General features: G+C 69.1%; 19 protein-coding genes and 1 tRNA gene. 5 read left to right on the plus strand and 15 right to left on the minus strand.

Translation table 11 applies throughout. The features are described from left to right. Positions 1–121 precede the first annotated feature (121 nt). The 5 genes from rplA to BMW26_RS12850 all read right to left on the minus strand — a co-directional run bounded on the left by rplA (position 122) and on the right by BMW26_RS12850 (position 2,927). Positions 122–811 (minus strand): 50S ribosomal protein L1, encoded by a 690-nt coding sequence (rplA, locus tag BMW26_RS12830; protein WP_053097442.1) that lies wholly within the window; start codon positions 809–811, stop codon positions 122–124. Between the two features lie 11 nt (positions 812–822). Continuing rightward, positions 823–1,254: a 50S ribosomal protein L11 gene (rplK, locus tag BMW26_RS12835; RefSeq protein ID WP_053097443.1), complete on the minus strand. Its 432-nt coding sequence runs from the start codon at positions 1,252–1,254 to the stop codon at positions 823–825. A 191-nt stretch (positions 1,255–1,445) separates the two neighbouring features. Beyond that, positions 1,446–2,501, minus strand: coding sequence for a transcription termination/antitermination protein NusG (gene nusG / locus BMW26_RS12840; RefSeq protein WP_056279788.1), 1,056 nt, complete (start codon positions 2,499–2,501; stop codon positions 1,446–1,448). Positions 2,502–2,542: 41 nt separating this feature from the next. Further along, positions 2,543–2,815, minus strand: coding sequence for a preprotein translocase subunit SecE (gene secE / locus BMW26_RS12845; RefSeq protein ID WP_053097445.1), 273 nt, complete (start codon positions 2,813–2,815; stop codon positions 2,543–2,545). 39 nt (positions 2,816–2,854) lie between these two features. Next, a tRNA-Trp gene (locus BMW26_RS12850) sits at positions 2,855–2,927 on the minus strand. Positions 2,928–3,119: 192 nt separating this feature from the next. On the opposite strand from BMW26_RS12850, the gene BMW26_RS12855 reads away from it, so the two are divergent. After that, complete coding sequence (locus tag BMW26_RS12855) at positions 3,120–4,943, plus strand: HSP90 family protein (RefSeq protein ID WP_056279786.1); 1,824 nt, start codon at positions 3,120–3,122, stop codon at positions 4,941–4,943. 51 nt (positions 4,944–4,994) lie between these two features. Beyond that, entirely contained in the window at positions 4,995–7,793 is a 2,799-nt protein-coding gene (locus BMW26_RS12860; RefSeq protein ID WP_072591659.1) for a hypothetical protein, read from the plus strand. An 18-nt stretch (positions 7,794–7,811) separates the two neighbouring features. On the opposite strand, the gene poxB is transcribed toward BMW26_RS12860, so the two are convergent. The 7 genes from poxB to gabT form a co-directional block, all read right to left on the minus strand. After that, on the minus strand, positions 7,812–9,536 hold the full coding sequence (gene poxB, locus BMW26_RS12865; protein ID WP_072591660.1) for a ubiquinone-dependent pyruvate dehydrogenase: 1,725 nt from the start codon (positions 9,534–9,536) through the stop codon (positions 7,812–7,814). A 130-nt stretch (positions 9,537–9,666) separates the two neighbouring features. Continuing rightward, complete coding sequence (locus tag BMW26_RS12870; RefSeq protein ID WP_056279780.1) at positions 9,667–11,031, minus strand: NAD-dependent succinate-semialdehyde dehydrogenase; 1,365 nt, start codon at positions 11,029–11,031, stop codon at positions 9,667–9,669. Positions 11,032–11,056: 25 nt separating this feature from the next. Then, a complete protein-coding gene (locus tag BMW26_RS12875) occupies positions 11,057–12,523 on the minus strand; it encodes an NAD-dependent succinate-semialdehyde dehydrogenase (RefSeq protein ID WP_053097450.1) in 1,467 nt (488 codons plus the stop codon). A 49-nt stretch (positions 12,524–12,572) separates the two neighbouring features. Beyond that, positions 12,573–14,117, minus strand: a complete 1,545-nt coding sequence (locus tag BMW26_RS12880; RefSeq protein WP_056279777.1) for an APC family permease — start codon at positions 14,115–14,117, stop codon at positions 12,573–12,575. Next, entirely contained in the window at positions 14,117–15,001 is an 885-nt protein-coding gene (locus tag BMW26_RS12885; RefSeq protein WP_053097452.1) for a universal stress protein, read from the minus strand. Before BMW26_RS12885 ends, BMW26_RS12880 begins: the two co-directional genes overlap by 1 nt. Continuing rightward, positions 15,001–16,383, minus strand: a complete 1,383-nt coding sequence (locus tag BMW26_RS12890; RefSeq protein WP_053097453.1) for a flavin monoamine oxidase family protein — start codon at positions 16,381–16,383, stop codon at positions 15,001–15,003. The genes BMW26_RS12885 and BMW26_RS12890 overlap by 1 nt, the downstream gene beginning before the upstream one ends. Positions 16,384–16,494: 111 nt before the next feature. After that, positions 16,495–17,862 carry a 4-aminobutyrate--2-oxoglutarate transaminase gene (gene gabT, locus BMW26_RS12895; protein ID WP_053097454.1) on the minus strand — a complete coding sequence of 456 codons (1,368 nt, stop codon included), beginning with the start codon at positions 17,860–17,862 and terminating at the stop codon, positions 16,495–16,497. Between the two features lie 116 nt (positions 17,863–17,978). On the opposite strand from gabT, the gene BMW26_RS12900 reads away from it, so the two are divergent. Continuing rightward, positions 17,979–19,487 (plus strand): PucR family transcriptional regulator, encoded by a 1,509-nt coding sequence (locus BMW26_RS12900; protein WP_072591661.1) that lies wholly within the window; start codon positions 17,979–17,981, stop codon positions 19,485–19,487. 81 nt (positions 19,488–19,568) lie between these two features. Here the strand turns inward: BMW26_RS12900 and BMW26_RS12905 are convergent, their stop codons facing one another. The 3 genes from BMW26_RS12905 to BMW26_RS12915 form a co-directional block, all read right to left on the minus strand. Beyond that, positions 19,569–20,195, minus strand: coding sequence for a TetR/AcrR family transcriptional regulator (locus BMW26_RS12905; RefSeq protein ID WP_072591662.1), 627 nt, complete (start codon positions 20,193–20,195; stop codon positions 19,569–19,571). 36 nt (positions 20,196–20,231) lie between these two features. Next, positions 20,232–21,785: a glucoamylase family protein gene (locus BMW26_RS12910; RefSeq protein WP_072591663.1), complete on the minus strand. Its 1,554-nt coding sequence runs from the start codon at positions 21,783–21,785 to the stop codon at positions 20,232–20,234. 155 nt (positions 21,786–21,940) lie between these two features. After that, the gene (locus BMW26_RS12915; protein ID WP_072591664.1) at positions 21,941–23,392 is read right to left on the minus strand and encodes a helix-turn-helix domain-containing protein; all 1,452 of its coding nucleotides are present in this window, start codon (positions 23,390–23,392) and stop codon (positions 21,941–21,943) included. A gap of 136 nt (positions 23,393–23,528) precedes the next feature. Between BMW26_RS12915 and aceA the strand changes: the two genes are divergently transcribed. Together aceA and aceB are read left to right on the plus strand one after the other, a co-directional pair. Further along, positions 23,529–24,854 carry an isocitrate lyase gene (gene aceA / locus BMW26_RS12920; protein WP_053097459.1) on the plus strand — a complete coding sequence of 442 codons (1,326 nt, stop codon included), beginning with the start codon at positions 23,529–23,531 and terminating at the stop codon, positions 24,852–24,854. Between the two features lie 24 nt (positions 24,855–24,878). Continuing rightward, positions 24,879–26,546: a malate synthase A gene (aceB, locus tag BMW26_RS12925; protein ID WP_230100389.1), complete on the plus strand. Its 1,668-nt coding sequence runs from the start codon at positions 24,879–24,881 to the stop codon at positions 26,544–26,546. The last annotated feature ends 74 nt before the right edge of the window (positions 26,547–26,620 follow it).

Raw genomic sequence — 26,620 nt, forward strand, 5'->3', positions numbered from 1 at the left:
GACGCGGAACTCATTCACAGTACGCGGCATCGGACCGGCATCCCAACATCCGATGACGTCCGATGTCGTACTGCACGCAGAAAGGCCCCCGCAGAATGCGGGGGCCTTTCCGGAATCACACTCAGATGGCGTTGACGTCCAGCGGGATGCCGGGGCCGAACGTGGTCGACACGGCGCCCTTCTGGATGTAACGGCCCTTCGAGCTCGACGGCTTGAGGCGGACGATCTCCTCGAGCGCTGCGCCGATGTTCTCGTCGAGCTGCTCGGCCGAGAACGACGACTTGCCCACGACGAAGTGCACGTTGGCGTGCTTGTCGACGCGGAACTCGATCTTTCCGCCCTTGATCTCCTCGACGGCCTTGGCCGTGTTGGGGGTCACGGTGCCGGTCTTCGGGTTCGGCATGAGTCCACGCGGACCCAGGACCTTTCCGAGACGACCGACCTGGCCCATGAGCTCCGGGGTCGAGACGGCCGCGTCGAACGCGGTCCAGCCTGCGGCGACCTTCTCGATGAGCTCGGCGCCGCCGACCTCATCTGCACCTGCGGCGATCGCTGCCTCGGCCGCGGGGCCGGTGGCGAAGACGATGACGCGGGCGGTCTTACCGGTGCCGTGGGGCAGGATGACGGTGCCGCGCACCATCTGGTCTGCCTTGCGGGGGTCGACGGCGAGCTTCAGCGCGACCTCGACGGTCGAGTCGAACTTCGACGAGCCGGTCTCCTTGGCGAGGGCGACTGCCTCGGTGGGAGTGTAGAAACGGTCTGCCTCGATCTTCTCGGCGGCAGCCTTGTAAGCCTTGGACTTCGTAGCCATGATTATTCTCCTCAGCCCTCGACCGTGATGCCCATGGAACGGGCGGTGCCGGCGATGATCTTCGAGGCAGCCTCGATGTCGTTCGCGTTCAGGTCGGCCTGCTTGGTCTCGGCGATCTGACGGACCTGGTCCTTGGTGATCTTCGCCACCTTGACCGTGTGCGGCGTCGACGAGCCCTTGGGCACGCCGGCGGCCTTCTTGATGAGCTCCGCGGCCGGCGGGGTCTTCAGGATGAACGTGAAGCTGCGGTCCTCGTAGACGGTGATCTCGACGGGGATGACGTTGCCGCGCTGCGACTCGGTCGCGGCGTTGTACGCCTTGCAGAACTCCATGATGTTGACGCCATGCTGACCGAGCGCGGGGCCGATCGGCGGCGCCGGGTTGGCTGCACCGGCGTTGATCTGAAGCTTGATCAGGCCGGTCACCTTCTTCTTCGGTGCCATATCCTCTTCCTTTCATCGAACGGATGCCGGTTGCATCCGCTCTCCCGCGAACCCGGCATCTCCGGGCTGCGGTCGTATGCGCGCACGCCGAAGCGGCACACAAACCAGACAAGTCTACCTGATGCGGAGCGGGCCCGGGAACGCGAGAACGGCCGCCCCGAATGGGACGGCCGTTATCGGAGAAGCGTAGGTCAGACCATCTTCGTGACCTGGTCGAACGACAGCTCGACCGGGGTCTCGCGCTCGAAGAGCGACACGAGCACCGTGAGCTTGCCGCTCTCGGGCTTGATCTCGCTGATCGAACCGGGAAGACCCGCGAACGAGCCCTCCTTGATCGTGATGGTCTCGCCGACCTCGAAGTCGACCTCGGCCGGAAGCGGACGAGCGACGGCGAGGCCGCCCTTCGACGCGATGTTCTTGGCGGTCGGGACGTCCTTGACCTCGACGAGCGACTTCAGCATGTTGAAGGCCTCTTCGAAGCGCAGCGGCGTCGGGTTGTGGGCGTTGCCCACGAAGCCGGTGACGCCAGGCGTGTGACGCACGACCGACCAGGTGTCCTCGGTGAGCTCCATGCGCACGAGCACGTAGCCGGGGATGCGCACGCGGGTGACCATCTTGCGCTGGCCGTTCTTGATCTCGACCACGTCTTCCATCGGGACCTCGATCTGATAGATCTCGTCCTCGACCTCGAGCGTCGACTTGCGCTGCTCGATGTTGGCCTTGACCTTGCGTTCGAATCCGGCGTAGGAGTGGATGACGTACCACTTGCCCGGAAGCATCCGCAGGTCGAGGCGGAACGCCTCATACGGGTCTTCCTCGGCGTCGTCGCCCTCTTCGGACTCATCGTCGTCGGACTCGGCCACGGCGTCATCGTCGCCGTTGATGTCGGGTCCGTCGTAAGGGGTGACCTCGTCGGCCTCAGCGGCCTCGAGCTCGGCGGTCTCTTCCGCCACAGAATCGTTCAGGACCTCAGCGGCAGCCTCAGACTCGGCCGCTTCGTCCAGGTTGAGAGCGTCGTTCACGATCGCGTCCGCCTCCGGGTCGTCGATTTCGATGTCGTTGTCGTCGTCCTGCACATCGGCGTCGGCGTCTCCGTCGACGTCCTCGATGTGGAGGGCGACATGTTCGGCCGAGGTGACCGACTGCTCTTCCGCAGCGAGCACGTTGCCCTCCTGGGCCTCGTCCTCTTCGCTGGACTGCTCAGCAGCAGTCGCCCAGTCGGCGTCGTCGGAATATCGTTCAGACACGTTGTTTCTTTCCAATCACTGCGGCCAGGGCCGCGAGGGCGTCAGGCGCCCGGGACCCCGAAGACGATGTGCGTGACCCAGGCGAACAGGGTGTCGAGTCCGTAGACGATGCCCATGACGATGAGAACGAAGACGAGCACCACTGCGGTGAACTTGACCAGTTCCTTGCGGGTCGGCGTGACGACCTTGCGCAGCTCGGCGATGACCTGACGGAAGAACAGAGCGATGCCCCCGAAGAAGCCCACGATGCCACGCTTCTTCTCGCGGGTGGCGCCGGCCGCGACGACCTCGCCGCGCGGTTCGTCCTGATCCATCCTGAATGTACCTTTCGTGTGTCAGCGTGTGCTGACGCGCAGGGCGGACAGGAATCGAACCTGCAACCTGCGGTTTTGGAGACCGCTGCTCTGCCAATTGAGCTACCGCCCTAGAGACCGGGAGGTCTCGGGGTGTCATCTCCATCCTGCCATCGTTACCCGACCGCAAGGACCGGGGCACGGCGAAAGAATGCAGACAACAACTGCTCGTCAAGCATACGGCATCCGTCGGTCAGCGCCGAACCGGGCCCGCTCTCGTCGTTGTTGTTAGGCTCGGCGGGCGGACGAAACGGGAGGGGGCGCAGTGAGCGCTGACGTGCAGCAGTTCCAGGTGGACCTGCGCGGTGTCGTCGACCTCCTGAGCCGCCACATCTACTCGAGTCCTCGCGTGTATCTGCGCGAACTGCTGCAGAACGCCCGCGATGCGATCACCGCACGCCGCGAGGTCGACGGGCAGGGCGGGAGCATCCGCATCACCGCGCTGACGGACACCACGGGCGAGTTCGTCCTGCGCGACGACGGGATCGGCCTGACCGCAGCCGAGGTAGGCGACCTGCTCGCCACGGTCGGCCGCAGCTCGAAGCGCGACATCTTCGACCTCCCGCGCAGCGACTACCTCGGTCAGTTCGGCATCGGCCTGCTGAGCTGCTTCATGGTCGCCGATTCGATCGTCATCCGCTCGCGCAGCGTCCGGGGCGGCCCGGCCGTCGAGTGGACGGGCAGCGCGGACGGGACCTTCCGCGTCGTGGAGATCGACGACGATCTGCCGATCGGCACGAGTGTGCATCTCCGCCCTCGTTTCGACGCCGACGAGCTGCTGCGCCCCGCGGCCGTGCGAGAGCTGGCCACCGCCTTCGCCGAGTTCCTCCCCGTGCGGGTGATCCTCGACTCTCCGAGCGGCGACGTCGACATCACCCGGCGCGCGCCGTTCCTCGACCCCGCCGACGACATCGACGGCGCCGTGCAGTACGGGCGCGACCTGCTCGGTGCGAGCCCGCTCGACGTGATCGAGCTCAGCGAGCCGGCCACCGGCACACGGGGACTCGCCTACGTCCTGCCCTACGCTCCCCCGCCGGGCGCCCGCCAGGCGACGCGCATGTATCTCGGCAGGATGCTCCTGGGCGAGCGGGTCGACGACGTGCTGCCCGAATGGGCGTTCTTCGTGCGCGCCGTGGTCGATTCGACCGGCCTCGCCCCGACGGCGAGCCGCGAATCGCTCGTCGACGACGCGGCCCTCGAGCGTGTGCGCGAGCAGCTCGGTGCCGGCATCCGCCGCTGGGTGCTCGAGCTGGGCCTGCGCGAACCGCACAGACTCGCCCAGTTCGTGGCGATCCACGAGGTCGGTCTGAAGTCGCTGGTGCGGCACGACGACGAGCTCGCGCAGTTCATCACGCGCTGGCTGACCCTCGAGACCACCCACGGAACGATGCGCATCGGCGACCTCGTCGAACGATACCCGCACGTGCGATTCGCGCAGTCGGTCGACGAGTTCCGCCAGGTCGCAGGGATCTCCCCCGGGTCCGAGGTGCTGGTCAACGGCGGCTACCTGTACGACGCGGACCTCGTGCGGATGCTGCCGGAGCTCTACCCGCACGTGACGATCGAACTCGTCGACGTGGCCGGGGAGCTCGATCGTCTCGACCCTCCGCCGCTGGACGACCGCGACGCCGCGCTGGCCCTCGAGGCCCGCGCCGGCGGCGTGCTGACCGCATCCGGCTGCTCCGTCACCGTGCGGTCGATCGACCAGCCCGAACTCGCAGCGCTGTACGTCGCCGACCCTGAGGTGCTGCGCAGGATCGACCGCGGCCGCACGAAGGGCATCACCGGATCGCTGTGGGGCGGGGTGCTCGACCGCATCGACTCGACCCTCTCGGCCTCCCGCGACGACGATCTCAGCGCGCGCCTGTGCCTGAACTGGTCGAACCGCGTCGTGCGCGCGCTCGTCCGCGTGCAGGACGACGCGGTGTTCGCCCGCACCGTGCAGCTGCTCTACATCCAGGCGCTGCTGGCGGGACACCATCCGCTCTCCGACGCCGATCGCGCACTCATGTCGACCGCGCTCTCGGACCTCGTCTCGCTGTCCGCCGGCATCGAAGCGGATTCGATCCCCTTCGACGACGCCCCCTGATCTCGCTCCGACCGCTCGCTCCGACCGCTCGCTCCGTTCGAAGGATCCCCCATGACCAGTCCGAAGAAGCGCTTCTCTCAGCTCATCGAGGAGATCGACCGCACGCCCTGGGGTCCGGCGGAGCAGGCGCTGGTGGCGGATGCCGTCTCGCTCGCCGTCGAGCTCGGCGACGAGCGGCTCGAGTACGAGGCGCGGATGAGGCAGACCGCCTCCGCGAACATGAACGGCGCGACCGATGTGATGCTGAACTCGTTCGCGTGGTGCCTCGCCCGACACGACTCCGACCCGCAGCGCTTCCCCGCCGACCTCGACTACGGCGGCGCCGATCTGATGTGGCAGTTCAAATGGATGGCGTCTTCTCTGCGTTCGTCGCCCGCGTTCTCGACCGAGCAGATCACCGCGGTCCTCGACGACATGGAGACGCACTATCGCAAGGCAGGGCTCGGCATGAGCGGAGTGCTCACGGCCCGATTCGAAGACGCCTGGGACGCCGGTCGACTCGACGACGCCGAGGCTCTGCGCGCGCAGCTCGAGGCCACACCCCGAGACGACCACAGCCACTGCGACGCCTGCGGACGCAGCCAGTTCGCCGGCTTCTTCGCCGAGACCGATCGAGATGCCGAGGCCATCCGACTCGTCGAGGAGATGCTCGAAGGCGGCTTCTCGTGCGGCGAAGAGCCCGAGCACGCACTGTCGCGCGTGCTCGTGCCCTACCTTCGTGCCGGGCGCTTCGACGAGGCGAGGAGCGCGCACCTGCGCAGCTACCGGCTCGCGAAGGACAACCCGGACAACCTGCGGATCGTCGCCCACAACATCGTGTTCGCCGCCCTCACCGGCAACGAGGCACGCGCGCTCGCGCAGGTCGAGCGTCACATCGGCTGGCTCGCTCACGACGGACTCAACGTCGATGCCCACTTCGCCGCGCTGGCGGCGTTCGCCTTCGCCCTCGATCGTGTGACCGCGGCGGGTCACGGCGATGCCACGGTGCGCGGTGCCGACTCCCCCGCGCTCGAGGAGTTCTTCGGCGAGCACGACGGAGCCTGGGGCGCCGCCGAACTCGCCGCCACCGCGTGGGCTGCCGCCGAGCGCATCGGCTCGGACTTCGATCTGCGGGACGGCACCGAGGGCCACGCCCGCAGCCTCACCCGCCTGCGCGCTCTCGCCGACGAGCACTACGACGTGCCCATCCGTTCGGATGCCTTCGTCACGGCTCCGGACGCGGCGACACCCGACGATCCCGACGCATGGTTCGAACGGGTCATGAACCTCGCCCAGTTCGGCGCGGAGCACGAGACGTTGCGGGCCCTGCCGCACGCGCTGAGCATCGAGGACCCCTCGAAGCTCGCCGAGCTCCTGTCGATGCGCCTCGGCATCCTGATCGCCCTCGACCGAGCAGAAGAGGCTGCCGACCTGCTGCCCGCGCGGATCGATGCCCTGCGCGCCGCAGGCCTCGACGCACAGGCCGATCTCGAACTGCGCCTCGGTCTCGCGACCTTCGGCCTGAACACCCCCGAGGCTGCGGCGGCGCTCGAGGACGAGCTCGCGAACACGGACGCTCTGCCCGCATGGTCGCGCGGAGACCTGGCGATCAGCCGCGCGTCGCTGCACCTGCACGCGGATGAACCCGGCGCCGCCCTCGACATGGCAGAGATCGCGGCTCGCGCCTTCGCCGAGGCCGAGGACGCGCGCCTCTCGAACACGACGACGCTCGTCGCCATCTCGGCCGTGCTGCAGAAGGGCGACATCGAAGCGGCATCCGCTCTGCTCGATCGCTTCTTGGCCCAGGACGATCTCAGCATCGGTCATCGCGCGCAGGCGCTGCAGACGCGCGCGAAGGTGCGCGGCGGAAGCGAGTCGTTCGCGGAGGGCGCTGCGGATGCCGACGAGGCGACCCGTCTTCTCGCCGGGCTCGGTGCGACCACGGCCCTGGCCGCCGCGCACCTGCTCGCGGGGGCGCTCTGGGAGGACGCGGGCGACCCGGAGAAGGCCGTCACCCGCTACCGGGTCACCTCGCGGCTCGTCGCGCAGGAGGGCGGCGACCAGGCGGGCGCGGAGTTCCGGCTCGCGCGCGCGATGCTCGCGGCCGGGGACGCCGAGGTGGCGGCCGAGCTGTTCGGACAGGTGCTCGAGCGCGAAGAGCAGGCCGAGGTGCCCGCCGCCTCCCGAGCGATGACGGCGTCTCTTCTCGCGCGCGCCCTCGGATCGGCCGGCGAGTTCGGACAGGCTGTCGGTGCATTCGGGTATGCGGGCGAGCTCTTCGCCGAGGCGGAGGAGCATGCGGACCAGGCGATGGCGCTGACCGAGCGCGCCAAGATCCTCGCCCGGTTCGACGAGCACGCGGAGGCGATCGCGACACTCGAATCGGCATCCGAGATCGTGCGCCGGGCCCCCGAGGCGGTCGGCGCCCTCGCTGACGTGCTGCACAACCTCGGACAGGCTTATGCGGCCACGCAGGACGACCGCGCCTTCGCCCTCTTCGACGAGGTCGCCGCGCTCGCTCAGGAGCACGAGGCGGCGTGGCTGCTCGCCGACGTCACCGACTCGCGGGGCCGGGCGCTCGCCCAGTTCGGCCGCACCGACGAGGCCGTCGCCGCTGCGCTCACCGCGGCCGACGGATTCGCGGCGATCGGGGATGCGGGCTCGGCCGGCGGCTCCGAGCTGTTCGCCGCCCGTCTGCTGGTCGGCGACGACCGGGCCGCGGACTCCGTGCCGATCTACCGCAGTGCCCTCGAGCACTCCGACGGCTACCCGCCGCTGCAGCAGGTCTCGGCGCTCGAACTCGGCAACGTGCTCGAGGCGCTCGGACGCCACGGCGAGGCGACCGAGGTGCGGGCACTCCTCGACAGCTGACTCAGAGGACCTGCTGACTCAGAGGAACTGACGCCAGTTGGCCCGCGCGAGGTCGAGCAGCTCGTCTCCCTTGCCCGACATCACCGTGCGGATCGCGTACAGAGCGAAGCCCTTGACCTGCTCGGCCTCGATCGCCGGGGGCATCGACAGCTCCTGGCGCTCGGTCACGACGTCGAGCAGCGCAGGGCCGTCATGCGCGAGCACCTCGCGGACGGCATCCGGCAGGTCCTCGCTGTTCTCGACCCGACGGGCGAAGATCCCCATGGCCTCGGCGATGGCCGCGAAGCTCGGGTTGTCGAGCGCGGTGCCGTAGTTGACGAAGCCCGCGGCCTTCATCTCGAGCTCGACGAAGTTCAGCGACGAGTTGTTCACGACGACGGTCTTCACGGGCAGCTTGTTCTGCGTGAGCGTGAGCAGTTCGCCCAGCATCATCGCGAGCCCTCCGTCGCCGGCGAGCGCGACGACCTGACGATCCGGATGCGAGACCTGCGCGCCGATGCCGTGCAGCAGCGCATTCGCCATCGACCCGTGTGTGAACGAGCCGATCAGGCGTCGGTTCTCGGTCATCGACAGATAGCGGGCGGCCCACACGGTGGGCGAGCCGACGTCGGCGGTGAAGATCGCGTCATCCGCGGCCTGCTCATCGAGCAGCCGGGCGAGGTACTGCGGATGGATGGGGCGGCCCGCCTTGGTCGGCGTCGCGAGGTCGTCGAGCTTGGCCCTGGTCTTGCGATAGTGCGCGGTGGAGTCGTCGAGGTGACCGCGGTCTTTCGTCTCGGCGAGTCGCGGCAGCAGCGCCGTGACGGTCGCGCCGACGTCGCCGACCAGGCCCAGATCGAGCGGATGCCGTCTGCCGAGCTGCGAGCCGCGGATGTCGACCTGGATCGTCGTGGCGTGCTCGGGATAGAACTGCTCGTAGGGGAAGTCGCTGCCCAGCACCAGCAGCGTGTCGGCGGCTTCCATCGCCCGGTAGCCGGAGGCGAAGCCGAGCAGCCCCGTCATGCCGACGTCGAACGGGTTGTCGTACTCGATGAACTCCTTGCCCCGGAGCGCGTGCACGATCGGCGCACCGAGTCGGTCGGCGAGTGCGATGACCTCGTCGTGAGCCCCCTCGACACCCGCGCCTGCGAGGATCGTTGTCTTCTTCGAGGCGTTGAGCAGCGTCGCGGCGCGCGCGAGCTCGTCTCCGCTCGGCACGATCACGGGGTGGGAGCGTTCGATGACCACGGCTCGGTCGTCGGCGATCTCCGAGAGCGCGACGTCGCCCGGGATCACGAGCACCGCGACCCCGCGCTGCTCGATGGCGGCGCGCATCGCGATCTCCAGCAGGCGCGGCATCTGCTTGGGGTCGGCGACGTACTCGACGTAGACGCTGCACTCGCGGAAGAGCTCCTGCGGGTGGGTCTCCTGGAAGTACCCGGTGCCGATCTCGGTGGTGGGGATGTGCGCGGCGATCGCCAGCACCGGCACCCGCGAGCGGTTCGCGTCGAAGAGTCCGTTGATCAGGTGCAGGTTGCCCGGACCGCACGAACCGGCGACCACCGCGAGCTCACCCGTGAGCGACGCATCGGCCGCCGCCGCGAATGCCGCGGACTCCTCATGCCGCACGTGCACCCAGCGGATGCCGCCGTCCTTCCGGAGGGCGTCGGTGAACCCGTTGAGGGAGTCGCCCGGGAGGCCGTAGACACGGTCGATCCCGTTGGCGCGGAGGGTCCTGACGATGTTCGCTGCGACGGTTGCCATGCTTCCAACCTACGCCCGGGTGCCGCGGAGGGATCCGGCATCCGTCGAACATCCGCTCTCCGGATGCCGCACTGCGGAGACGATGATGGGGGCGGATGCCGTGGCATCCGCCCCCATCAGGGAGAGTCGCTCAGCCGATGCGGATCAGCTTCTTGTTGACGAACTCGTCGGCGGCGAGGTGACCCAGCTCACGCGACGTGCCGCTGCGCTTGATGCCGCCGAACGGCAGCTCGGGGCTGTCGGCCAGCACCAGGTTGACGTAGACCATGCCCGCCTCGATGTTGTCGGCGACACGCTCGGCCTGCTCGGCATCGGTCGTGAAGACGTACGAGCCGAGCCCGAAGGTCGTGTCGTTCGCGAGGGCGACAGCGGCATCCTCATCGGCGACCCGGTAGACGACCGCCGCGGGGCCGAAGAGCTCCTCGCGGTAGACGTTCATGTCGGGCGTCACGTCGGCGAGCACGGTCGGGGCGAAGAACGCCCCGTCGCGGGTGCCGCCGGTCAGCAGCGTCGCTCCCTGCTCGACGGCCTGGTCGATCTGCTTCTGCAGGTTCTCCGCCGCCGTCTCCGACGAGACCGGGCCGAGCACGGTGTCGTCGAGCGTCGGGTCGGTCGCCTGCACCGATGCCATCGCGGCCGTGAACTTCTCGACGAACGAGTCGTACAGGTCGTCGACGATGATGAAACGCTTCGCGCCGTTGCACGCCTGGCCGTTGTTGTCGAGACGCGCGTCGACGCCCGCCTGCACGGTGGCGTCGAGGTCGTCGGTCGAGAGCACGATGAACGGGTCGGACCCGCCGAGCTCGAGCGCGACCTTCTTGAGGTTGCGTCCGGCGATCTCGGCGACCGCTGCGCCTGCGCGCTCCGAGCCGGTGAGCGAGACGCCCTGCACGCGCGGGTCGGCGATCATGTCGGCGATCTGCTCGTTGGTCGCGAGGACGTTCTGGTACGCGCCCGTCGGGAATCCGGCGTCGTGGTAGATCGCCTCGATCGCGGTCGACGACTCCGGGCACTGCGGAGCAGGCTTCAGCAGGATCGTGTTGCCGACGATCAGATTCGGCGCAGCGAAGCGGACGATCTGATAGGCCGGGAAGTTCCACGGCATGATGCCGACGAGCGGTCCGAGCGACGACCGGCGCACGATCGCCGAGCCCTCGCCGAGGATCGCGATCGGCTGGTCGGCCATGATGGCCTCGGCCTGGTCGGCGTAGTACTCGGCGATGTCGGCGGCGAAGTCGACCTCTCCGAGGGCGGCCTCGCGGGGCTTGCCCATCTCGCGCACGAAGACGTCGGCGAGCTCCTCGCGGCGCTCGCGGTGCAGCTCGGCGGCGCGACGGAGGAGCGCTGCGCGCTCAGCCACGGTCGAGGACCGGGACCATTCGCGGTGCGCCTCGTCGGCGGCCGCGACAGCCGCCTCGATCTGCGCATCCGTGAACGTGTCGAAGGACGCCAGCGTCTCTCCGGTGGCGGGGTTGATGACGGCGTAATCGGTCATGTTCTCTCCTCCTCTGGCCGACCGGTCAGGAGACCGGGATCAGCGTGTACTTGGTGGACAGGTACTCGTGGATGCCCTCGAGACCGCCCTCGCGGCCGACGCCGGACTGCTTGACGCCGCCGAAGGGGGCGGCGGCGTTCGACACCACGCCCACGTTGAGACCCATCATGCCGGTCTCGAGCCTGTCGATCATCCGCTGCCCGCGCTGCAGGTTCTCGGTGAACACGTACGAGACCAGCCCGTACTCGGTGTCGTTGGCGAGACGGACGGCCTCGTCCTCGTCCTCGAAGGTCGCGATCGCCAGCACCGGGCCGAAGATCTCCTCGCGGAGGATCGCCGAGCCCGCCACCACGTCGGTGAGCACGGTCGGCTCGTAGAAGGTGCCCGTGCCCTCGACGGCCTTGCCACCCGCGAGCAGGGTCGCGCCGCGCTCGACGGCGTCGTCGACGAGCTCGCCGGCCTTCGCGACGGCATCCTCGTCGATCAGCGGGCCGATGGCCACGCCCTCTTCGGTGCCGCGGCCGATCTTCATCGCGTTGACGCGCTCGGTGACCTTGCGGCCGAATTCCTCGGCGACGTCCTTGTGCACGATGAAGCGGTTGGCAGCGGTGCACGCCTGGCCGATGTTGCGGAACTTCGCGGCCAGTGCGCCGTCGACGGCCTTGTCGAGGTCGGCGTCGTCGAAGACGACGAACGGCGCGTTGCCGCCGAGCTCCATCGACACGCGCAGCACGCCCTCAGCGGCCTGGGCGATGAGCTTGCGGCCCACCTCCGTCGAACCGGTGAACGACAGCTTGCGCAGGCGCGGGTCGGCGATGATCGGGGCCGAGAGCGCCGACGACTTGGATGTCTGCACCACGTTCACGACACCGGCGGGGAGGCCGGCCTTCTCGAGCAGCGACGTGAAGAACATCGTCGTCAGCGGCGTGAGTGCCGGGGGCTTGATCACCACGGTGCAGCCGGCGGCGAGCGCCGGCGCGATCTTGCGAGTGGCCATCGCGAACGGGAAGTTCCACGGCGTCACGAAGAACGAGGGGCCGACGGGCCGCTGCGAGACGACCATGTGGCCGGTGCCCTCCGGGTTGATGCCGTAGCGACCGCTGATGCGCACGGCCTCCTCGCTGAACCAGCGGAGGAACTCGCCGCCGTAGCCGACCTCGCCGCGCGCCTCGGCGAGCGGCTTGCCCATCTCGAGGGTCATCAGCAGCGCGAGATCCTCCTTGTGCTCCTGCACGAGGTCGAATGCCCGGCGCAGGATGTCGCTGCGGGTGCGAGGTGCGGTCGCGGCCCATGCGTCCTGCGCGGCGACTGCCGCATCCAGCGCGCGGATGCCGTCACCCGGTGTCGCGTCGGCGATCGTGCGGATGACCGCACCGGTCGCGGGGTCCTTCACGTCGAACGTGCCCCCGGTCTCGCCGTCGATCCACTCTCCCCCGATGAAGAGGCCGGTGGGGATGCTGTCGAGCAGCGCCTGCTCAGTCTGAGTGCTCATGGAATCTCTTTCTGTGGGGAGGATGGGATGCCGGTGCCGCGGGATTCCGTCAGCGCCGGCGGTTGCTCGCGGGAGCATCCATGCTGAGGGTCTCGCCGCGGAAGAACGCCGGGCGCTTGATGGACTGCCAGATCATGATGACGATGCCGATCACGATGATGCCGACGCCGAGGACGAACACGAGTCCGAGGCCCCCGATGTTCGATCCGCTGCCGTACGCGGGGTCCATCGAGTCGATGAGCGTCGTGACGAACAGGACGGCGAGGATCGCACCGCCGACGAGCGGGAACAGGAACGTGAAGAAGAAGCTCCTGGCGGAGTCGAACCACTGCTTGCGGAAGTACCAGACGCACGCGAACGCGGTGAGGCCGTAGTAGAAGCAGATCATCATGCCGAGCGACAGGATGGTGTCGGTGAGGACGTTCTCGCTGACGAGGCGCATCACGGCGTAGAAGACGGATGCGACGACGGCCGACACGATCGTCGAGTAGCCCGGCGTGAAGAACCGCGGGCTGACCCGTGCGAACTTCTTGGGCAGGGCGCCGTAGTGCCCCATCGCCAGCAGCGTGCGAGCGGGTCCGACTGCGGTCGACTGCAGCGAGGCCGCCGAACTCGACAGCACCGCGAGCGAGACCAGGAACGCCAGCGGTCCGAGGATCGGATCCGAGAGCGCGAAGAACACGTTCGCCGAGATGTCCTCGTTCGCGAGCCCGTAGTCGCCCGTGCCGACGCCGGCGAACATGATGAGGCCGATGGCCAGCAGCAGGTAGAGGGCGACGACGACGACGACCGTGACCATCGCGGCGCGCCCCGGCGTCTTGGCCGGGTCCTTCGTCTCCTCGTTCATGGTGAGGACGACGTCCCAGCCCCAGAAGATGAAGATCGACAGCGAGAGCCCTGCGGCGAAGGCGCTGAAGGACGGAACCTCGAACGGGTTGAACCACGACCACGAGAAGGGGGTCGGCTCGGGAGCGTCTCCGGAGACGGCCTTGACGATCGCGACGGTGGCGAAGACCACGAGCACGAGCACCTGGAAGCCGACGAGGATGTACTGGAACTTCTGCGTCGTCTGCATGTCGCGGTACGACACGAGCGTCGCGCCGAGCATGAAGAGCAGGCACACGACGACGTTGATGATCGGGTTGAACGCCAGGTCGGCGATCTCGGGGTTTCCGCTGAGCTGGGCGATCAGCAGGAAGAGGAACTCGACCGCGATGCCGGCGAGGTTCGACAGCACGATGACGGTGGCGGCGATCAGGCCCCAGCCCGTCATCCAGCCGATCCACGGCCCGAACGCCCGCACTCCCCACGTGAACGAGGTGCCGGAGTCCGGCATCATGCGGTTGAGCTCGCGGTAGCCGAAGGCGGTCAGGAGCATCGGGATGAAGCCGACGAGCATGATCGCGGGCACCTGGGTGCCGACGACGGCGACCGTCGGGCCGAGCGATGCGGTGAGCGTGTAGGCCGGCGCGATGGTCGAGACGCCGATGACGACGGCTCCGAGCACTCCGACGGCACCCGCACTCAGCCCTTTCTGCGAGATGCCGGTCGTCACACCGGATGCGGGCTCCGTCGCCCGGTTCGTGCTGCTCATCAGCGGACTCCTGCTTCGGCGCGGGTGCGCGGGACGACGATCATGGGAACGGGCAGTTCGTGCAGCATCTTCGCTGCGGTCGAGCCCAGGAACAGGCGGCGCGGTTGCGCCAGGCGACTGGAGCCGACGAGGACGACCTCGCCGGGGAGCCACGAGAGGTTCGCGACGGCATCTTCGACGGTGTCGCCGGGGGCCTCTTCGACCTCGGCCTTCAGCTCGTCGGGCAGCAGGCTCTTGGCGACCTCGAGCACGTCGTTCGCGTGCGCGTCGCCGACCACGCGGATCGCGCCGGTGTCGAGACCGGGCGGCACGTCGAACGGCACGAGCGAGACGAGGCGCAGGCCGACACGGGACTCGGTGGCGATCGCGGCGGCCTCGTCGAGGAGGTTGTCGGCACCCGCGCGGTTGCCGACCGCGGCCGTCACGCGAGGAAGCACGTGATCGTCCTGGTCCGCGGTGCCCGCGGGGGCGAGCGCGACGGGGATGGTCGATGAGTGCAGCAGCTCCGACGCGACGCTGCCGAGGCGGTGGCGGCCGAAGATGCTGCCGCCGGCCGTGCCGATGACGATCAGCCTGGCGCCGAACTCCTCGCCGGCGGCGATCAGCCCTTCGGCGAAGGACTCGCCGAACCGCACGTGGCCCGTGCGGGTGAGCTCCTGCGGCAGTCGGACGACCGCATCCTCGAGCCATTCCTTCGCCTGGCGGCGGATGTGGTCCTCATACGCCCGCTCGGGGGGAACGGCCGCGCTGCGGGTGCCCTCCGACGGCAGCACGATCACGAGGTGCAGCACCGCGCCGAGGCTGCGGGCGAGCCGCGCGCCGAGCGCTGCGGCATCCGCTCCCGCATCCGTCGCGGTGTACCCGACGACGACCGCGCCGGTCATCAGCCGACCTCGGCGGTGTCGCCGGCGGCGCGCGTCGCTTCGACGATGTTCGAGGCGACGAGGTGCCCCATGCGGATCGCGCCGTCGACGTGCTGATATCCGGCGCCCGCCATGTCGCTGCACGCGAAGTGGATGGGGCCGACGGCCGAGCGGAGGTCGGCGCCGTAGCGGTGGAGTCCGCCCATGTCGAAGCTCGCCGCGTACGCTCCGCGGGTCCACTCCTCCGTGCCCCAGTCGCTCTCGTAGTAGACGACCGGGTTCTTCGCCTCGTCGCCGTAGTAGTGCGAGAGGGACTCGAGGATGCGCTCCTTGCGCTCCTCGGCCGACAGCGTGAACAGGTCGTCGGCGTTCTGGTCGCTGACGAAGCCGACCAGGGTGCCGCGCTCGTCGCCGTGGTTCGTGTTGTCGTACGCCTCGTGCGCGAGCTCGTACGGGCTGAACGCGGTGCCGCTGAGGCCCTGCTCGCGCCAGAACGGGCGGTCGTAGACGGCGTGCACCTTGATGACGAAGCCCATCGAGATGTGCTGGTGCATCTGGTGCTGGCGGCGGGGAAGCGGCGGGACGAAGGCGATACGGCTGTAGAGCACCGGGGCATGCGCGAGGATCGCGAAGCGGGCGCGCACGGTGGTGTCGTCGGTCGTGGCGGTCACACCGTCGACGCCCCACTCGAGCGAGCGCACCGGCTGGTTGAGGATGACGTCGTCGCCCAGGCGCTCGGCGAGCAGCAGCGGCACCTTCTGCAGACCGCCCACCACCCGCTTGTCGAGGATGAAGTCGGCGTCGACGAGGTTGGAGTACGACCCGGCGGATGCCGCCATGAGCAGCGACTGCAGCAGCGAGAACGAGTGCGTCGGCTTGGTGAGCATCGCGGAGCCGGTGGCGAAGGCGAGATTGCGCACGGCCTCGTCATCGTCGGTCTGCACACGCAGCCAGGCGTCCCAGGTGATCGAGTCCCATTCCTTCGCGAGCGGGTGCTCCCACGGACGGTCGGGGTCGATCTCGGCGACCATGGCGTCGAGGCGCTCGGTGATCTCGGCGATGACGGCCTCGGTCTCAGCGGACACCGGGAACATCTCGCCGGTGAAGCGATGCGTCTGCCCGTCCGGACCGACGTAGACGCTGTCGCCCTCGCGGTAGCGGCTGTAGGTCTCGAGCCCCAGCTCCTCGATGGTGTCCTTCAGGGCGTCCTGGTCGGGCGAGACCCACTGGCCGCCGATCTCGAGCATGGCGCCGTCGATGACGTCGGTCCACAGTCGTCCGCCGACGCGGTCACGCGCCTCGAGTACGGCGACCGACAGGCCGGCCTTGCGCAGGTCGTTCGCCGCCGTGAGCCCTGCGGCTCCGGCTCCGACGATCAGCACGTCGCGAGTGATCTCAGCCATCTGCTTCTCCTTCATTGGAAAGGTTGTGCCGGCCGCGACTCGAAATCCCCCGATCCTCGTCGCGGCCGGACGTGTGGTGGCAGTCGCGGACGAACCGCGGCTGCTGGTCTGTCAGCCCGCGGTGGCGGCGAGCGCGGCCGCGACGACGTCGAGGCCCTCGTTCAGGAGGTCGTCGCCGATCGAGAGCGGCGGGAGGAACCGGATGACGTTGCCGTAGGTGCCGCACGTCAGGACGATGACGCCCTGCGCGACGCAGGCCTTGGCGACCGCGGAGGTGAGGGCGGCGTCGGGCGCGTTGGTCTCGGGGTCGACGAACTCGGCGGCGATCATGGCGCCGTGGCCGCGGATGTCTCCGATGCGGGTGTCCTTCTCCTGCATGGCTCCGAGGCGTGCCGTGAGGATCTCGCCGATCTCGCGAGCGCGCTCGATCACGCCGTCGTTCTCGAACACATCGATCGCGGCGAGCGCCGCAGCGCAGGCGATCGGGTTTCCGCCGTAGGTGCCGCCGAGGCCGCCTGCGTGCGAGGCGTCCATGATCTCGGAGCGCCCCGTGACGGCGGCGAGGGGCAGACCGCCCGCGATGCCCTTGGCGGTCGTGATGAGGTCGGGCTCGATGCCGAAGATCTCGCTCGCGAACATGTGGCCGGTGCGGGCGAAGCCGGTCTGCACCTCGTCGGCGATGAACACGACGCCGTTCGCGCGGGACCACGAGGCGATCGCCGGGAGGAAGCCCTCCGCCGGGACGATGAAGCCGCCCTCTCCCTGGATCGGCTCGATGATGACGGCGGCGAGGTTGTCGGCGCCGATCTGCTTCTCGAGCTGCAGGATCACGCGGGCGGCGGCCTCTGCGCCGTCGAGACCGTCGCGGAACGGGTACGACATCGGCGCACGGTACACCTCGGGGGCGAACGGGCCGAAGCCGCTCTTGTACGGCATCGACTTCGCGGTCAGCGCCATGGTGAGGTTGGTGCGGCCGTGGTAGCCGTGGTCGAAGGCGACGACGGCCTGGCGACCGGTGTGCTTGCGGGCGATCTTGATCGCGTTCTCGACGGCCTCGGCGCCGGAGTTGAACAGGGCGCTCTTCTTGGCGAAGTCGCCGGGAGTGAGGCGGTTGAGCGCTTCGGCGACGCCGATGTACGACTCGTACGGCGAGATCATGAAGCAGGTGTGTGTGAACTGCGCGGCCTGCGCGGCCACGGCTGCGGCGATCTTGGGGTGCGCGTTGCCGACGGTCGTCACGGCAATGCCGGAGCCGAGGTCGATCAGCGAGTTGCCGTCGGCATCCACGACCACTCCCCCGCCGGCGGCGACGGCCGCGACGGGAACCGTGTGCCCGACGCCGGCGGCGACGGCATCGGCCTTGCGGGCGAGGATCTCGGCCGAGCGGGGGCCGGGAAGGTCGGTGACGAGACGACGCTCCTGGGGGAGGTCGGGTCCGCCGAGCGGGACTGCAACAGCTGCGGTGTCGAGGAGAGCCATGTCCGTGAGCGTACGACCGCATCCGGCGTCGGCGCATTCGCCCGGCTGTACAATCTGGGAGAGATCATCGCCCGACCGTATAAGCGCTGATCCGGATGCCGAGAGGACCGCAGCGCATGGACGACGCCGAACAGCCCACGCTGCGCGCTCTCTTCCGGCGCCGCGATCTCGGGCTCGTGCTGATCTCGGACGCGGACGGCCTTCCGGACGGCGCCCTCGATCGCCCCCTGCGGTGGGTGCACAGCTCCGACCTCGCCGACCCGACGCCGTTCCTCGCCGAGGACCTCGCACTGCTGACGACGGGCACCCAGTTCGACGTCGGCACCGATTTCGACGTCTACGTCGGGCGGCTGGCGGATCGCGGGGTGCTCGGCCTCGGATTCGGCACGGACGTGCACCGTGCCGCGATCCCCGACGAGCTGATCCTCGAGTGCGCACGCCGCGGGATCCCCCTCTTCGAAGTCCCCTATCGCACGCCCTTCATCGCCGTCGCCCGCGCGCACTCCGAAGCGATCGCGGCGCAGGCCTACGCCCGCAGGTCGTGGGCGCTCGACACCCAGCGCGCACTCGCACTGGCCGCGCTGCGCCCCCGCGGACTCGACGCGACCGTCGCAGAGCTCGGCCGCCGTCTGGATGTCTGGGCCGGAATGTACGACGCGTCCGGCGCCCTGCAGCTGTCGCACCCCCGATCGGCCGTCACTGCAGGACGACTGACCGAGCTCGGCGAACGGGTCACCGAGATCCTCACCCGTGGGCTCGAGGCCGGGCAGTCGCTCACGATCGACGATCAGACGTTCACGCTCTTCACGGTGGGGCGCGGCGGACACCTGCGCGGGGTGATCGCGTTGGCTGTCGATGCGCTCGACGCCGAGGCGCGCACGGTCGTGACGTCGGTGATCGCGATGGCCGGACTCGCGCTCGAGCAGAGCGACCAGCTCGCCCGCAGCAAGCGTCGGCTGAACTCGCAGCTGCTGAGCTCGCTGCTCGACGACGATCCGTCCCTCGCGCGGAAGGTCCTCGGCTCGATGCCCTCGGCACCCGTGGTGGTCGCGATCGCCGCGGATGCTCCGACCGGCCCGTTCGCCGACTGGTGGGATCGGCGCAGGGCCGAGCACGGCACCGCCAGCTTCCTCGCCGAATCATCCGAGGGCGTGGTGCTCTGCCTGTCCATGGCCGATGACGCACTGCTCGACGAGGTCGCAACCCGGTTCGGCATCCGCATCGGCGCGTCCGGCTCAGAGTCGTACGACGCGTTCTCCCGAGCCCACGCACAGGCGCTCGCGGCGCTCCGTCAGCAGTCCGGCGCCGGGGTGTTCCACTTCGCCGATGCCGCCGGATCCAGCATCCTCAGCGCACTGGCCACGGATGAGGCCCGACTGGTCGCCGAATCGCGGCTCGCGCCGATCCGCGACCACGACGCGCGATCCGGCGGCGACCTCGAACGGTCGCTGCGCACCTGGCTCGAGCACGATGCGAAGGCGGATCCTGCGGCGGCGGCACTCGGTGTGCACCGCCACACGCTGCGGTCGCGGATCGCCCAGGCCGGAGCGCTCCTGGGAAGCGACCTGTCGTCGTTCCCCGCCCGCGCCGAGCTGTGGACGCTGCTGCAGACCGCACGGGACTGAACCGGGGTCCTCGACCGAACGGCCGGCGGTCCCCGCCCGGCGGAGTGGGCGGATGCCGGGCCTCCGCCATCCGCGCGCCCTTCAGTCGGGCCGTCGTTCGGCGGGGTGGAGGTAGCGCCCGACGAACTCCTCGAAGAGCGGGACCATGTCGACGGAATCGTCGAGGAGCCATTGGAGCTGGATGCCGTCCATGACCGCGCTGATCAGCCGGGCCGCCCGAGCGGGGTCGATGTCCTCGCGCACCTCTCCGTCGGCCTGACCTCGCCGCAGGATCTCTTCTGCGGCCACGGCGCGCTCGCGGTATCGGGCGGCGAAGTCGGCGTGCGACGGGTGGTCGGGGTCTGTGGCCTCCGCCGAGACGATCGCGTAGAGCGCGGTGAGACCCCGCGAGGTCTGGTTGTGCGCGACGACGCGCGTGGCCTGTTCGATCAGGGTGTGCTCGGCAGGGTCGCCCGCCGCCTCCCGCACCTTCTCGTCACGCTGGTGGAGCACCTCGGCGAAGAGCTCCTCCTTGCCCGCGAAATGGTGCAGCAGGCCGGTCGGCGTCACGCCGACGCGCTTCGCGATCTCCCGCAGGGATCCACCGTGGAATCCCGTGCGGGAGAACACCGCGAGCGCTTCGTCGACGATCGCCTGCCTGCGCGCCTGGCCGGTGGCGTAGGGACCGCGAGGCCGTCGCGCCGCCATCGCCTGCTCATCCGTGCTCATGCGCCCGTCCTGTCTCTCGGCGCGAAAGCGCGGACCTCAGCCGTGGTGGCCGTTCCCTGTTCCCCACGACGAGCCGAACACCTGCTGCCGCATGGCGGGCCGCAGGCGCTGCTCCATGTCGCGATCCACGAAGTAGTCCTTGAGTGTATCTTTCGTGAGCTCGTTGCCGATCGCGGCCATGATCATCGACTGGTCGAGCGACAGGTAGCGCTCGGCGATCGTGCCGCTCTTCACCGCCACCGCGTCGAAGAACCCGCCGGGGCCGTAGGCGCCGAGGTCCGTCTCGATGCCGCGCAGGTTGTCGAGCGCGCCCGTGCGATCGTACGGAAGCGCCAGGAACGCGGCGTGCGGCGTCACGACCCCGTCACCGAACTCCGGAGCGGGATCGGTCCCCGTGGTGCATCCGGGCCTGTCGATGTCGACGTCGGTCTTCTCCGCGTCCGAGGTGTACCCGTCCGCCCGCATCCCGGCTACGTCGACCCCGTACTCCGCGTACCCGCCGAACGGGTCGCTCGCGGGCGAGAAGCCCCAATAGCCGTATCCGGCCTCGTCCAGCCCGTGCTGCTTCTGCACGGCGACGGTGATCGGGTGGTTGAGCTTCCACGAACGCGGACCCCACGTGGTCTCCGGCACGAGCAGGTCGGGCATCAGCGACTCGAACATGCTGCCGCCCCAACTCGGCACGAACGACATCCCGTCATATGCGTAGGCGCCCTCCCACACCTCGACGCCGTCATAGGTGCGGTACTCGCCCTGAGGGAGCTGCTCCTGCCACGCCCAGTCGCACCCGGGAGGCATCGTGCGATGCGTGCCGTGCAGGGCGGTAGCAGGGATCTGCCCGTTCGCGATGCCGAGGTAGGTCGCGATGCGGCTCTCGCTCACGGTCGTGTCGTAGTGGTGGCACGTGTAGAACGCGGTGTCCCCCGAGCCGTTGTACATCGGCGCCTCGACGCTGCAGTCCGGCGGAGCCGCATCCCAGAAGCCCCCGCGGTTCGTGCCTGCAGGGAGTCCTGCCGCGCCTTCGGGGTCGAAGAACGCCGCGAAGTCCATGGAGTCGTACAGCGCGTCCGCCTGCTGCGCGAGGTCGGGCTCCGCTTCGCGGACGATGCGCAGTGCGGCGGCGAGCCACCCGTTGTCGACCGTGCTGAGGAACGGGTGCACCGGGTCTCCCGAGTCGGGCCATGTCGTGAGCTTCTCGCCGGTCGTCGGCGAGTACCAGTTGTAGAACATGCCGCTGGCGTCGTTGCGCTCGAGGGTTCCGAGCGTCTCCAGCGTCGTCGACATGCGATCGCGCGCCTCCTCGTCGCTGATGACTCCGAGGTCGCGAGCCGTGACCGTCGACCACAGGTATCCGCCGATGTTCGTCGGCGAGGTGTAGGCGCTCGGCGTCTCGAGGTCGCCGCTCACGTTGTCGGCGGGAAGGCCGGTCTCCTCATCGGTCATCGCGTCGAGGGAGTGCCAGGTGTCCACCGCCCAGCGGTTCAGGTCACCGGTGCCGGGGCGTCCACCGCCGGCCGTCGCGGGCCCGGCGACCGTCAGGCCCGCAGTCACGAGTCCGATCGTCGCCAGCGTGCTCATCCATCGCTTCATCGTGTCTCCTCATCGAGAACGGCGCCGCCGAGCGCGGCGCTCCGACCTGCGAAAACCTAACACGTGTTCGTTGTTCGCTCAACCCCCTCCTCGTGACAGGAAGGCGACCGGAATCGACGGCGCGTGCGGGCGCTCAGCGCGGCGCGTACGGGCGCTCAGCGCGGCGCGTGCGCCTCGAGGAACTCGTACACATCCGTCGTGTCGACGCCCGGGAAGGCCCCGGTCGGCAGTGTGGCGAGCAGAGTGCGCGGGGTCCTGACGTTCGGCCACGAGTTCTCGCGCCACCGCCCTTCGAGGTCGGCGGGCGCCCGCCGGCAGCACACCTCGACCGAGTGCTTCGAGACTCCGCGATGCGGGGTGTCGCGCCCGACGAACCACTTCGTGTCGTCGAATCGCACGCCGACGCTGACCGAGTGCAGTCCCTCACTCGACGCCTCGACGCGGGCCGTGCACCAGTAGGTGCCGTTGCCCGTGTCCGTGTACTGGTAGTACGGGTTGAAGCGGTCGTCCTCGTCGAACACCACGCGGCTGGTCCATCGGCGGCAGCACATCTGCCCCTCGATCGATCCGAGGCGATCGGTCGGGAAGTTCACGTCGTCGTTCTCGTACGCCTTCGTGATCGTGCCCGACTCGTGCACCTTGAGGAAGTGCACGGGGATGTCGAGGTGGCGCGTCGCGAGGTTCGTGAATCGGTGCGCAGCGGTCTCGTACGACACCGAGTACGCGTCGCGCAGATCCTCGATCGAGATCGCCCTGCGCGTCTTCGCATCCTTCAGCGCCGGCACGACGTCGGCCTCCGGCACCAGCAGCGCCCCGGTGAGATAGTTCGTCTCGACGCGCTGGCGCAGGAACTCGGCATAGCTGCGCGGCTCGGAGTGACCGAGGATGCGGCTGGACAGCGCTTGCAGCACCGCGGTCCGGGCATCCCCCTTGGCCGGGACGCTGCTCGAGAGGTACAGACGTCCGTTCGCGAGGTCGGCGACGCTGCGGGTGGTCTGCGGCAGGTCCGGGGCGTAGTGCAGGGTGAATCCGAGGTACGCGGCGATCTCGGAGGCCGTCCGCTGGGTGAGGGGTCCGCCAGGGTGCCCGACCGCCGCGAGGATCTCCGCCGCCTTCGTCTCGAGATCGGCGAAGTGGTTGTCCTGCCGCCGCATGAGGTGGCGGAGCTCGACGTTCGCGCGCCTGGCCTCCTCGGGAGTGGCCGCGCGCTCATCCTTGAGTCGGTCGATCTCGCCGTGCAGTGCGAGCAGGGCCTTGAGCGCGTCCGTCGGCATGCTCTTCGCGATCCGGAAGGGCTCGATGCCGAGAGCCTGGAAGGTCTGCCCCTTCATGGCCCGTTCGAGGGCGATCTCGATCGCACTGCGTTCGTCGAGCGGCTCGCCCTCGAGCAGCGCGTCGATCGTGACGCCGAGAGCGCGCGCGATCGACTGCAGCTGCGTGAGCTTGGGCTCGCGCTTGCCCGTCTCGATCATCGACATCTGGCTGGGCGCTCGATCGACCGCCGCCGCGAGGTCGTCGAGGGTCATCCCGCGCGCCGTGCGCAGCTGACGGATGCGGCGTCCGATCGTGAGGGCGTCGGCGTCTTCTTCGACCGCTGGAGTGCTCATGCGGCCGATTCTGTCACAGAAACAGAATTTCGGGGGATCTTCACTCCCCGATCGGCCATCGAAGGGTGCGAACTTCACACACAGTGGAAACACGCCACCCGGCTTCACGGTCCGGGCATCCAACGGAGGAGACACCATGACGAACACCGCCCAGAACCACACCCCCCGCCCCGCAGGGCTGCGCGCCGGGGACCAGGTTCAGACGGCCGCCGAGCTCCGGGAGATCTGGGAGACGGATCCCCGCTGGGACGGCGTCGAGCGCACGTACACGGCAGAGGACGTCATCCGCGTCCGCGGCTCGGTCCGCGAGGACGCGACGCTCGCGCACCGCGGAGCCGAGAACCTGTGGAACCTGCTGCACACCGAGGACTACGTCCGGGCACTGGGCGCCTACACAGGCGGGCAGGCGGTGCAGCAGGTGCGGGCGGGCCTCAAGGCCATCTACCTCTCGGGCTGGCAGGTCGCGGCCGACGGCAACCTCGCCGGTCAGACCTACCCCGACCAGTCGCTGTACCCCGCCAACTCGGTGCCGGCGGTCGTGCGTCGCATCAACAACGCGCTGATCCGTCAGGACCAGCTCGAGCACGCCGAGGGCGACGTCACGCAGGACTGGCTCGCGCCGATCGTCGCCGACGCCGAGGCGGGCTTCGGAGGACCGCTCAACGCCTACGAGCTCGCGCAGTCGCTGATCCAGGCCGGTGCCGCAGCCATCCACTGGGAGGACCAGCTCGCGAGCGAGAAGAAGTGCGGCCACCTCGGCGGAAAGGTGCTCGTGCCGACGCAGCAGCACATCCGCACCCTGAACGCCGCGCGTCTCGCCGCCGACGTGGCCGGAGTCCCGACGGTGATCATCGCCAGGACGGATGCTCTCGCGGCCGACCTGCTCACCAGCGATGTCGACGAGCGCGACCAGCAGTTCACCACCGGCGAGCGCACGACCGAGGGCTTCTACCGCATCCGCCCCGGCATCGAGTCGGTCATCAGCCGAGGCCTCGCCTTCGCGCCGTACGCCGATCTGCTGTGGGTCGAGACGGGTGAACCCGACATCGAGCTGGCACGTGAGTTCGCCGCCGCGATCCATGCCGAGTTCCCGGGCAAGCTGCTCGCCTACAACTGCTCACCGAGCTTCAACTGGAAGCGCCACCTGTCGGACGCCGAGATCGCGACGTTCCAGCAGGAGCTGGCTGACCTGGGCTACAAGTTCCAGTTCATCACGCTCGCCGGCTTCCACGCCCTGAACCACTCGATGTTCGACCTCGCCCGCGGCTACGCCGATCGCGCCATGAGCGCGTACGTCGAGCTGCAGGAGGCCGAGTTCGCCGCGGAGGCGAACGGCTACACCGCCACCAAGCACCAGCGCGAGGCGGGCACCGGCTACTTCGACGTCATCTCTACCGCGCTCAACCCCGACAGCGCGACCCTCGCCCTCGCCGGCTCCACCGAAGCCGCGCAGTTCCACTGAGCCACTTGTGAAGGACACACGATCATGACCACTCCCATCGCTCCCCCGACCACCAGCCCGACCACGGCTCCGATCCAGACCACGCAGCAGGGTCCGGCGATCGCGGTCACCGGTCCGCTCCGCGACCGCTACGACGAGATCCTCACCCCCGAGGCGATCGCGTTCCTCACCGAGCTGCACCACCGGTTCGCCTCGCGCCGCCACGATCGGCTCGCCGACCGGATGCGCCGTCGGTTCGAGATCGGCAACGGCCACGACCCGCGCTTCCGCGACGACACCGCGCACATCCGCGCGGATGCCGACTGGCGGGTCGCAGGCGCGGGGCCGGGTCTCGAGGACCGCCGCGTCGAGATCACGGGGCCGACCGACCCGAAGATGACGATCAACGCACTGAACTCGGGTGCTCGCGTGTGGCTCGCCGACCAGGAGGATGCCACGAGTCCGACCTGGAAGAACGTCGTCGAGGGGCAGCTGTCGCTGCGCGACGCGATCCGCGGCGAGCTGTCCTTCCGCTCCCCCGAAGGCAAGGAGTACCACGTCACCGCCGAGCGCACACCGACGATCGTGATGCGTCCGCGTGGCTGGCATCTGCCGGAGAAGCACCTGCAGTTCACCGACCGCGCGGGGCGCCGCACGGCGGCATCCGGCTCGCTCGTCGACTTCGGCCTGTACTTCTTCCACAACGCGCAGGAGCTCATCGCGAACGGTCGGGGCCCGTACTTCTACATCGCGAAGATCGAGTCGAGCGAAGAGGCGAAGCTGTGGGACGACGTGTTCTCCTTCAGCGAGGAGTACATCGGCATCCCGCACGGCACCGTCCGCGCGACCGTGCTGATCGAGACCCTGCCCGCGGCCTTCGAGATGGACGAGATCCTCTACGAGCTGCGTGACCACTGCGCGGGTCTCAACGCCGGGCGCTGGGACTACATCTTCTCGATCATCAAGAACTACCGCGGCCGCGGCGCGCGTTTCGTGCTCCCCGACCGCAGCGAGGTCACGATGACGGTGCCGTTCATGCGGGCGTACACCGAGCTGCTCGTGCAGACCTGCCACAAGCGGGGCGCCTACGCGATCGGCGGCATGAGCGCCTTCATCCCGAACCGCCGCGACCCCGAGGTGACCGAGCGCGCGATCGAGAAGGTCTCCGCCGACAAGAAGCGCGAGGCCGGCGACGGCTTCGACGGCACGTGGGTCGCGCACCCCGATCTGATCCCCACAGCGCTGGCGGAGTTCGACGCCGTGCTCGGCGACCACCCGAACCAGGTCGGCCGCCAGCGCCCCGAGGTCATGGTGACCGCGTCGCAGCTGCTCGACCTGCACATCGGGCGGCCGATCACCGCGCAGGGTGTGCGCGACAACGTGTCGGTGGCGATCCGCTACCTCGAGGCATGGCTGCGAGGGCTCGGCGCCGTGGCGATCGACAACCTGATGGAGGATGCCGCGACGGCGGAGATCAGCCGTTCGCAGGTGTGGCAGTGGATCCACCAGGACCGCTCCACCGAGGACGGCACCGCGATCACCGCCGACTACGTCGAGAGCCTGATCGCGGAGGTCCTCGGCGAGGTCGACCGGCACGACGGCGACAGGTTCGACGATGCCGCCTCGGTGTTCCGCGACGTCGCCCTGCAGGAGGAGTTCCCGGCGTTCCTCACGCTCGGCGCCTACAGCAGGTTCCTCGTCGAGGAGGCCTGAGACTCTGACGAGGAGCCCCTCGGATGCCGCCATCGGCAGCCGAGGGGCTCCTCGTGCGTGATGCGGAGGACCGC

Origin of the sequence: Microbacterium sp. 1.5R (genome assembly GCF_001889265.1) — a bacterium.
Lineage (GTDB): Bacteria > Actinomycetota > Actinomycetes > Actinomycetales > Microbacteriaceae > Microbacterium.

Coding starts and splice junctions, on each gene's coding strand:
- rplA (WP_053097442.1), bottom strand. CDS start 811: ATGGCTACGAAGTCCAAGGCTTACAAGGCTGCCGCCGAGAAGATCGAG.
- aceA (WP_053097459.1), top strand. CDS start 23,529: ATGACGAACACCGCCCAGAACCACACCCCCCGCCCCGCAGGGCTGCGC.
- BMW26_RS12875 (WP_053097450.1), bottom strand. CDS start 12,523: ATGAGCACTCAGACTGAGCAGGCGCTGCTCGACAGCATCCCCACCGGC.
- gabT (WP_053097454.1), bottom strand. CDS start 17,862: ATGGCTCTCCTCGACACCGCAGCTGTTGCAGTCCCGCTCGGCGGACCC.
- BMW26_RS12880 (WP_056279777.1), bottom strand. CDS start 14,117: ATGAGCAGCACGAACCGGGCGACGGAGCCCGCATCCGGTGTGACGACC.
- BMW26_RS12905 (WP_072591662.1), bottom strand. CDS start 20,195: ATGAGCACGGATGAGCAGGCGATGGCGGCGCGACGGCCTCGCGGTCCC.
- BMW26_RS12910 (WP_072591663.1), bottom strand. CDS start 21,785: ATGAAGCGATGGATGAGCACGCTGGCGACGATCGGACTCGTGACTGCG.
- rplK (WP_053097443.1), bottom strand. CDS start 1,254: ATGGCACCGAAGAAGAAGGTGACCGGCCTGATCAAGCTTCAGATCAAC.
- BMW26_RS12860 (WP_072591659.1), top strand. CDS start 4,995: ATGACCAGTCCGAAGAAGCGCTTCTCTCAGCTCATCGAGGAGATCGAC.
- BMW26_RS12915 (WP_072591664.1), bottom strand. CDS start 23,392: ATGAGCACTCCAGCGGTCGAAGAAGACGCCGACGCCCTCACGATCGGA.
- BMW26_RS12885 (WP_053097452.1), bottom strand. CDS start 15,001: ATGACCGGCGCGGTCGTCGTCGGGTACACCGCGACGGATGCGGGAGCG.
- secE (WP_053097445.1), bottom strand. CDS start 2,815: ATGGATCAGGACGAACCGCGCGGCGAGGTCGTCGCGGCCGGCGCCACC.
- BMW26_RS12890 (WP_053097453.1), bottom strand. CDS start 16,383: ATGGCTGAGATCACTCGCGACGTGCTGATCGTCGGAGCCGGAGCCGCA.
- aceB (WP_230100389.1), top strand. CDS start 24,879: ATGACCACTCCCATCGCTCCCCCGACCACCAGCCCGACCACGGCTCCG.
- poxB (WP_072591660.1), bottom strand. CDS start 9,536: ATGGCAACCGTCGCAGCGAACATCGTCAGGACCCTCCGCGCCAACGGG.
- BMW26_RS12870 (WP_056279780.1), bottom strand. CDS start 11,031: ATGACCGATTACGCCGTCATCAACCCCGCCACCGGAGAGACGCTGGCG.
- BMW26_RS12900 (WP_072591661.1), top strand. CDS start 17,979: ATGGACGACGCCGAACAGCCCACGCTGCGCGCTCTCTTCCGGCGCCGC.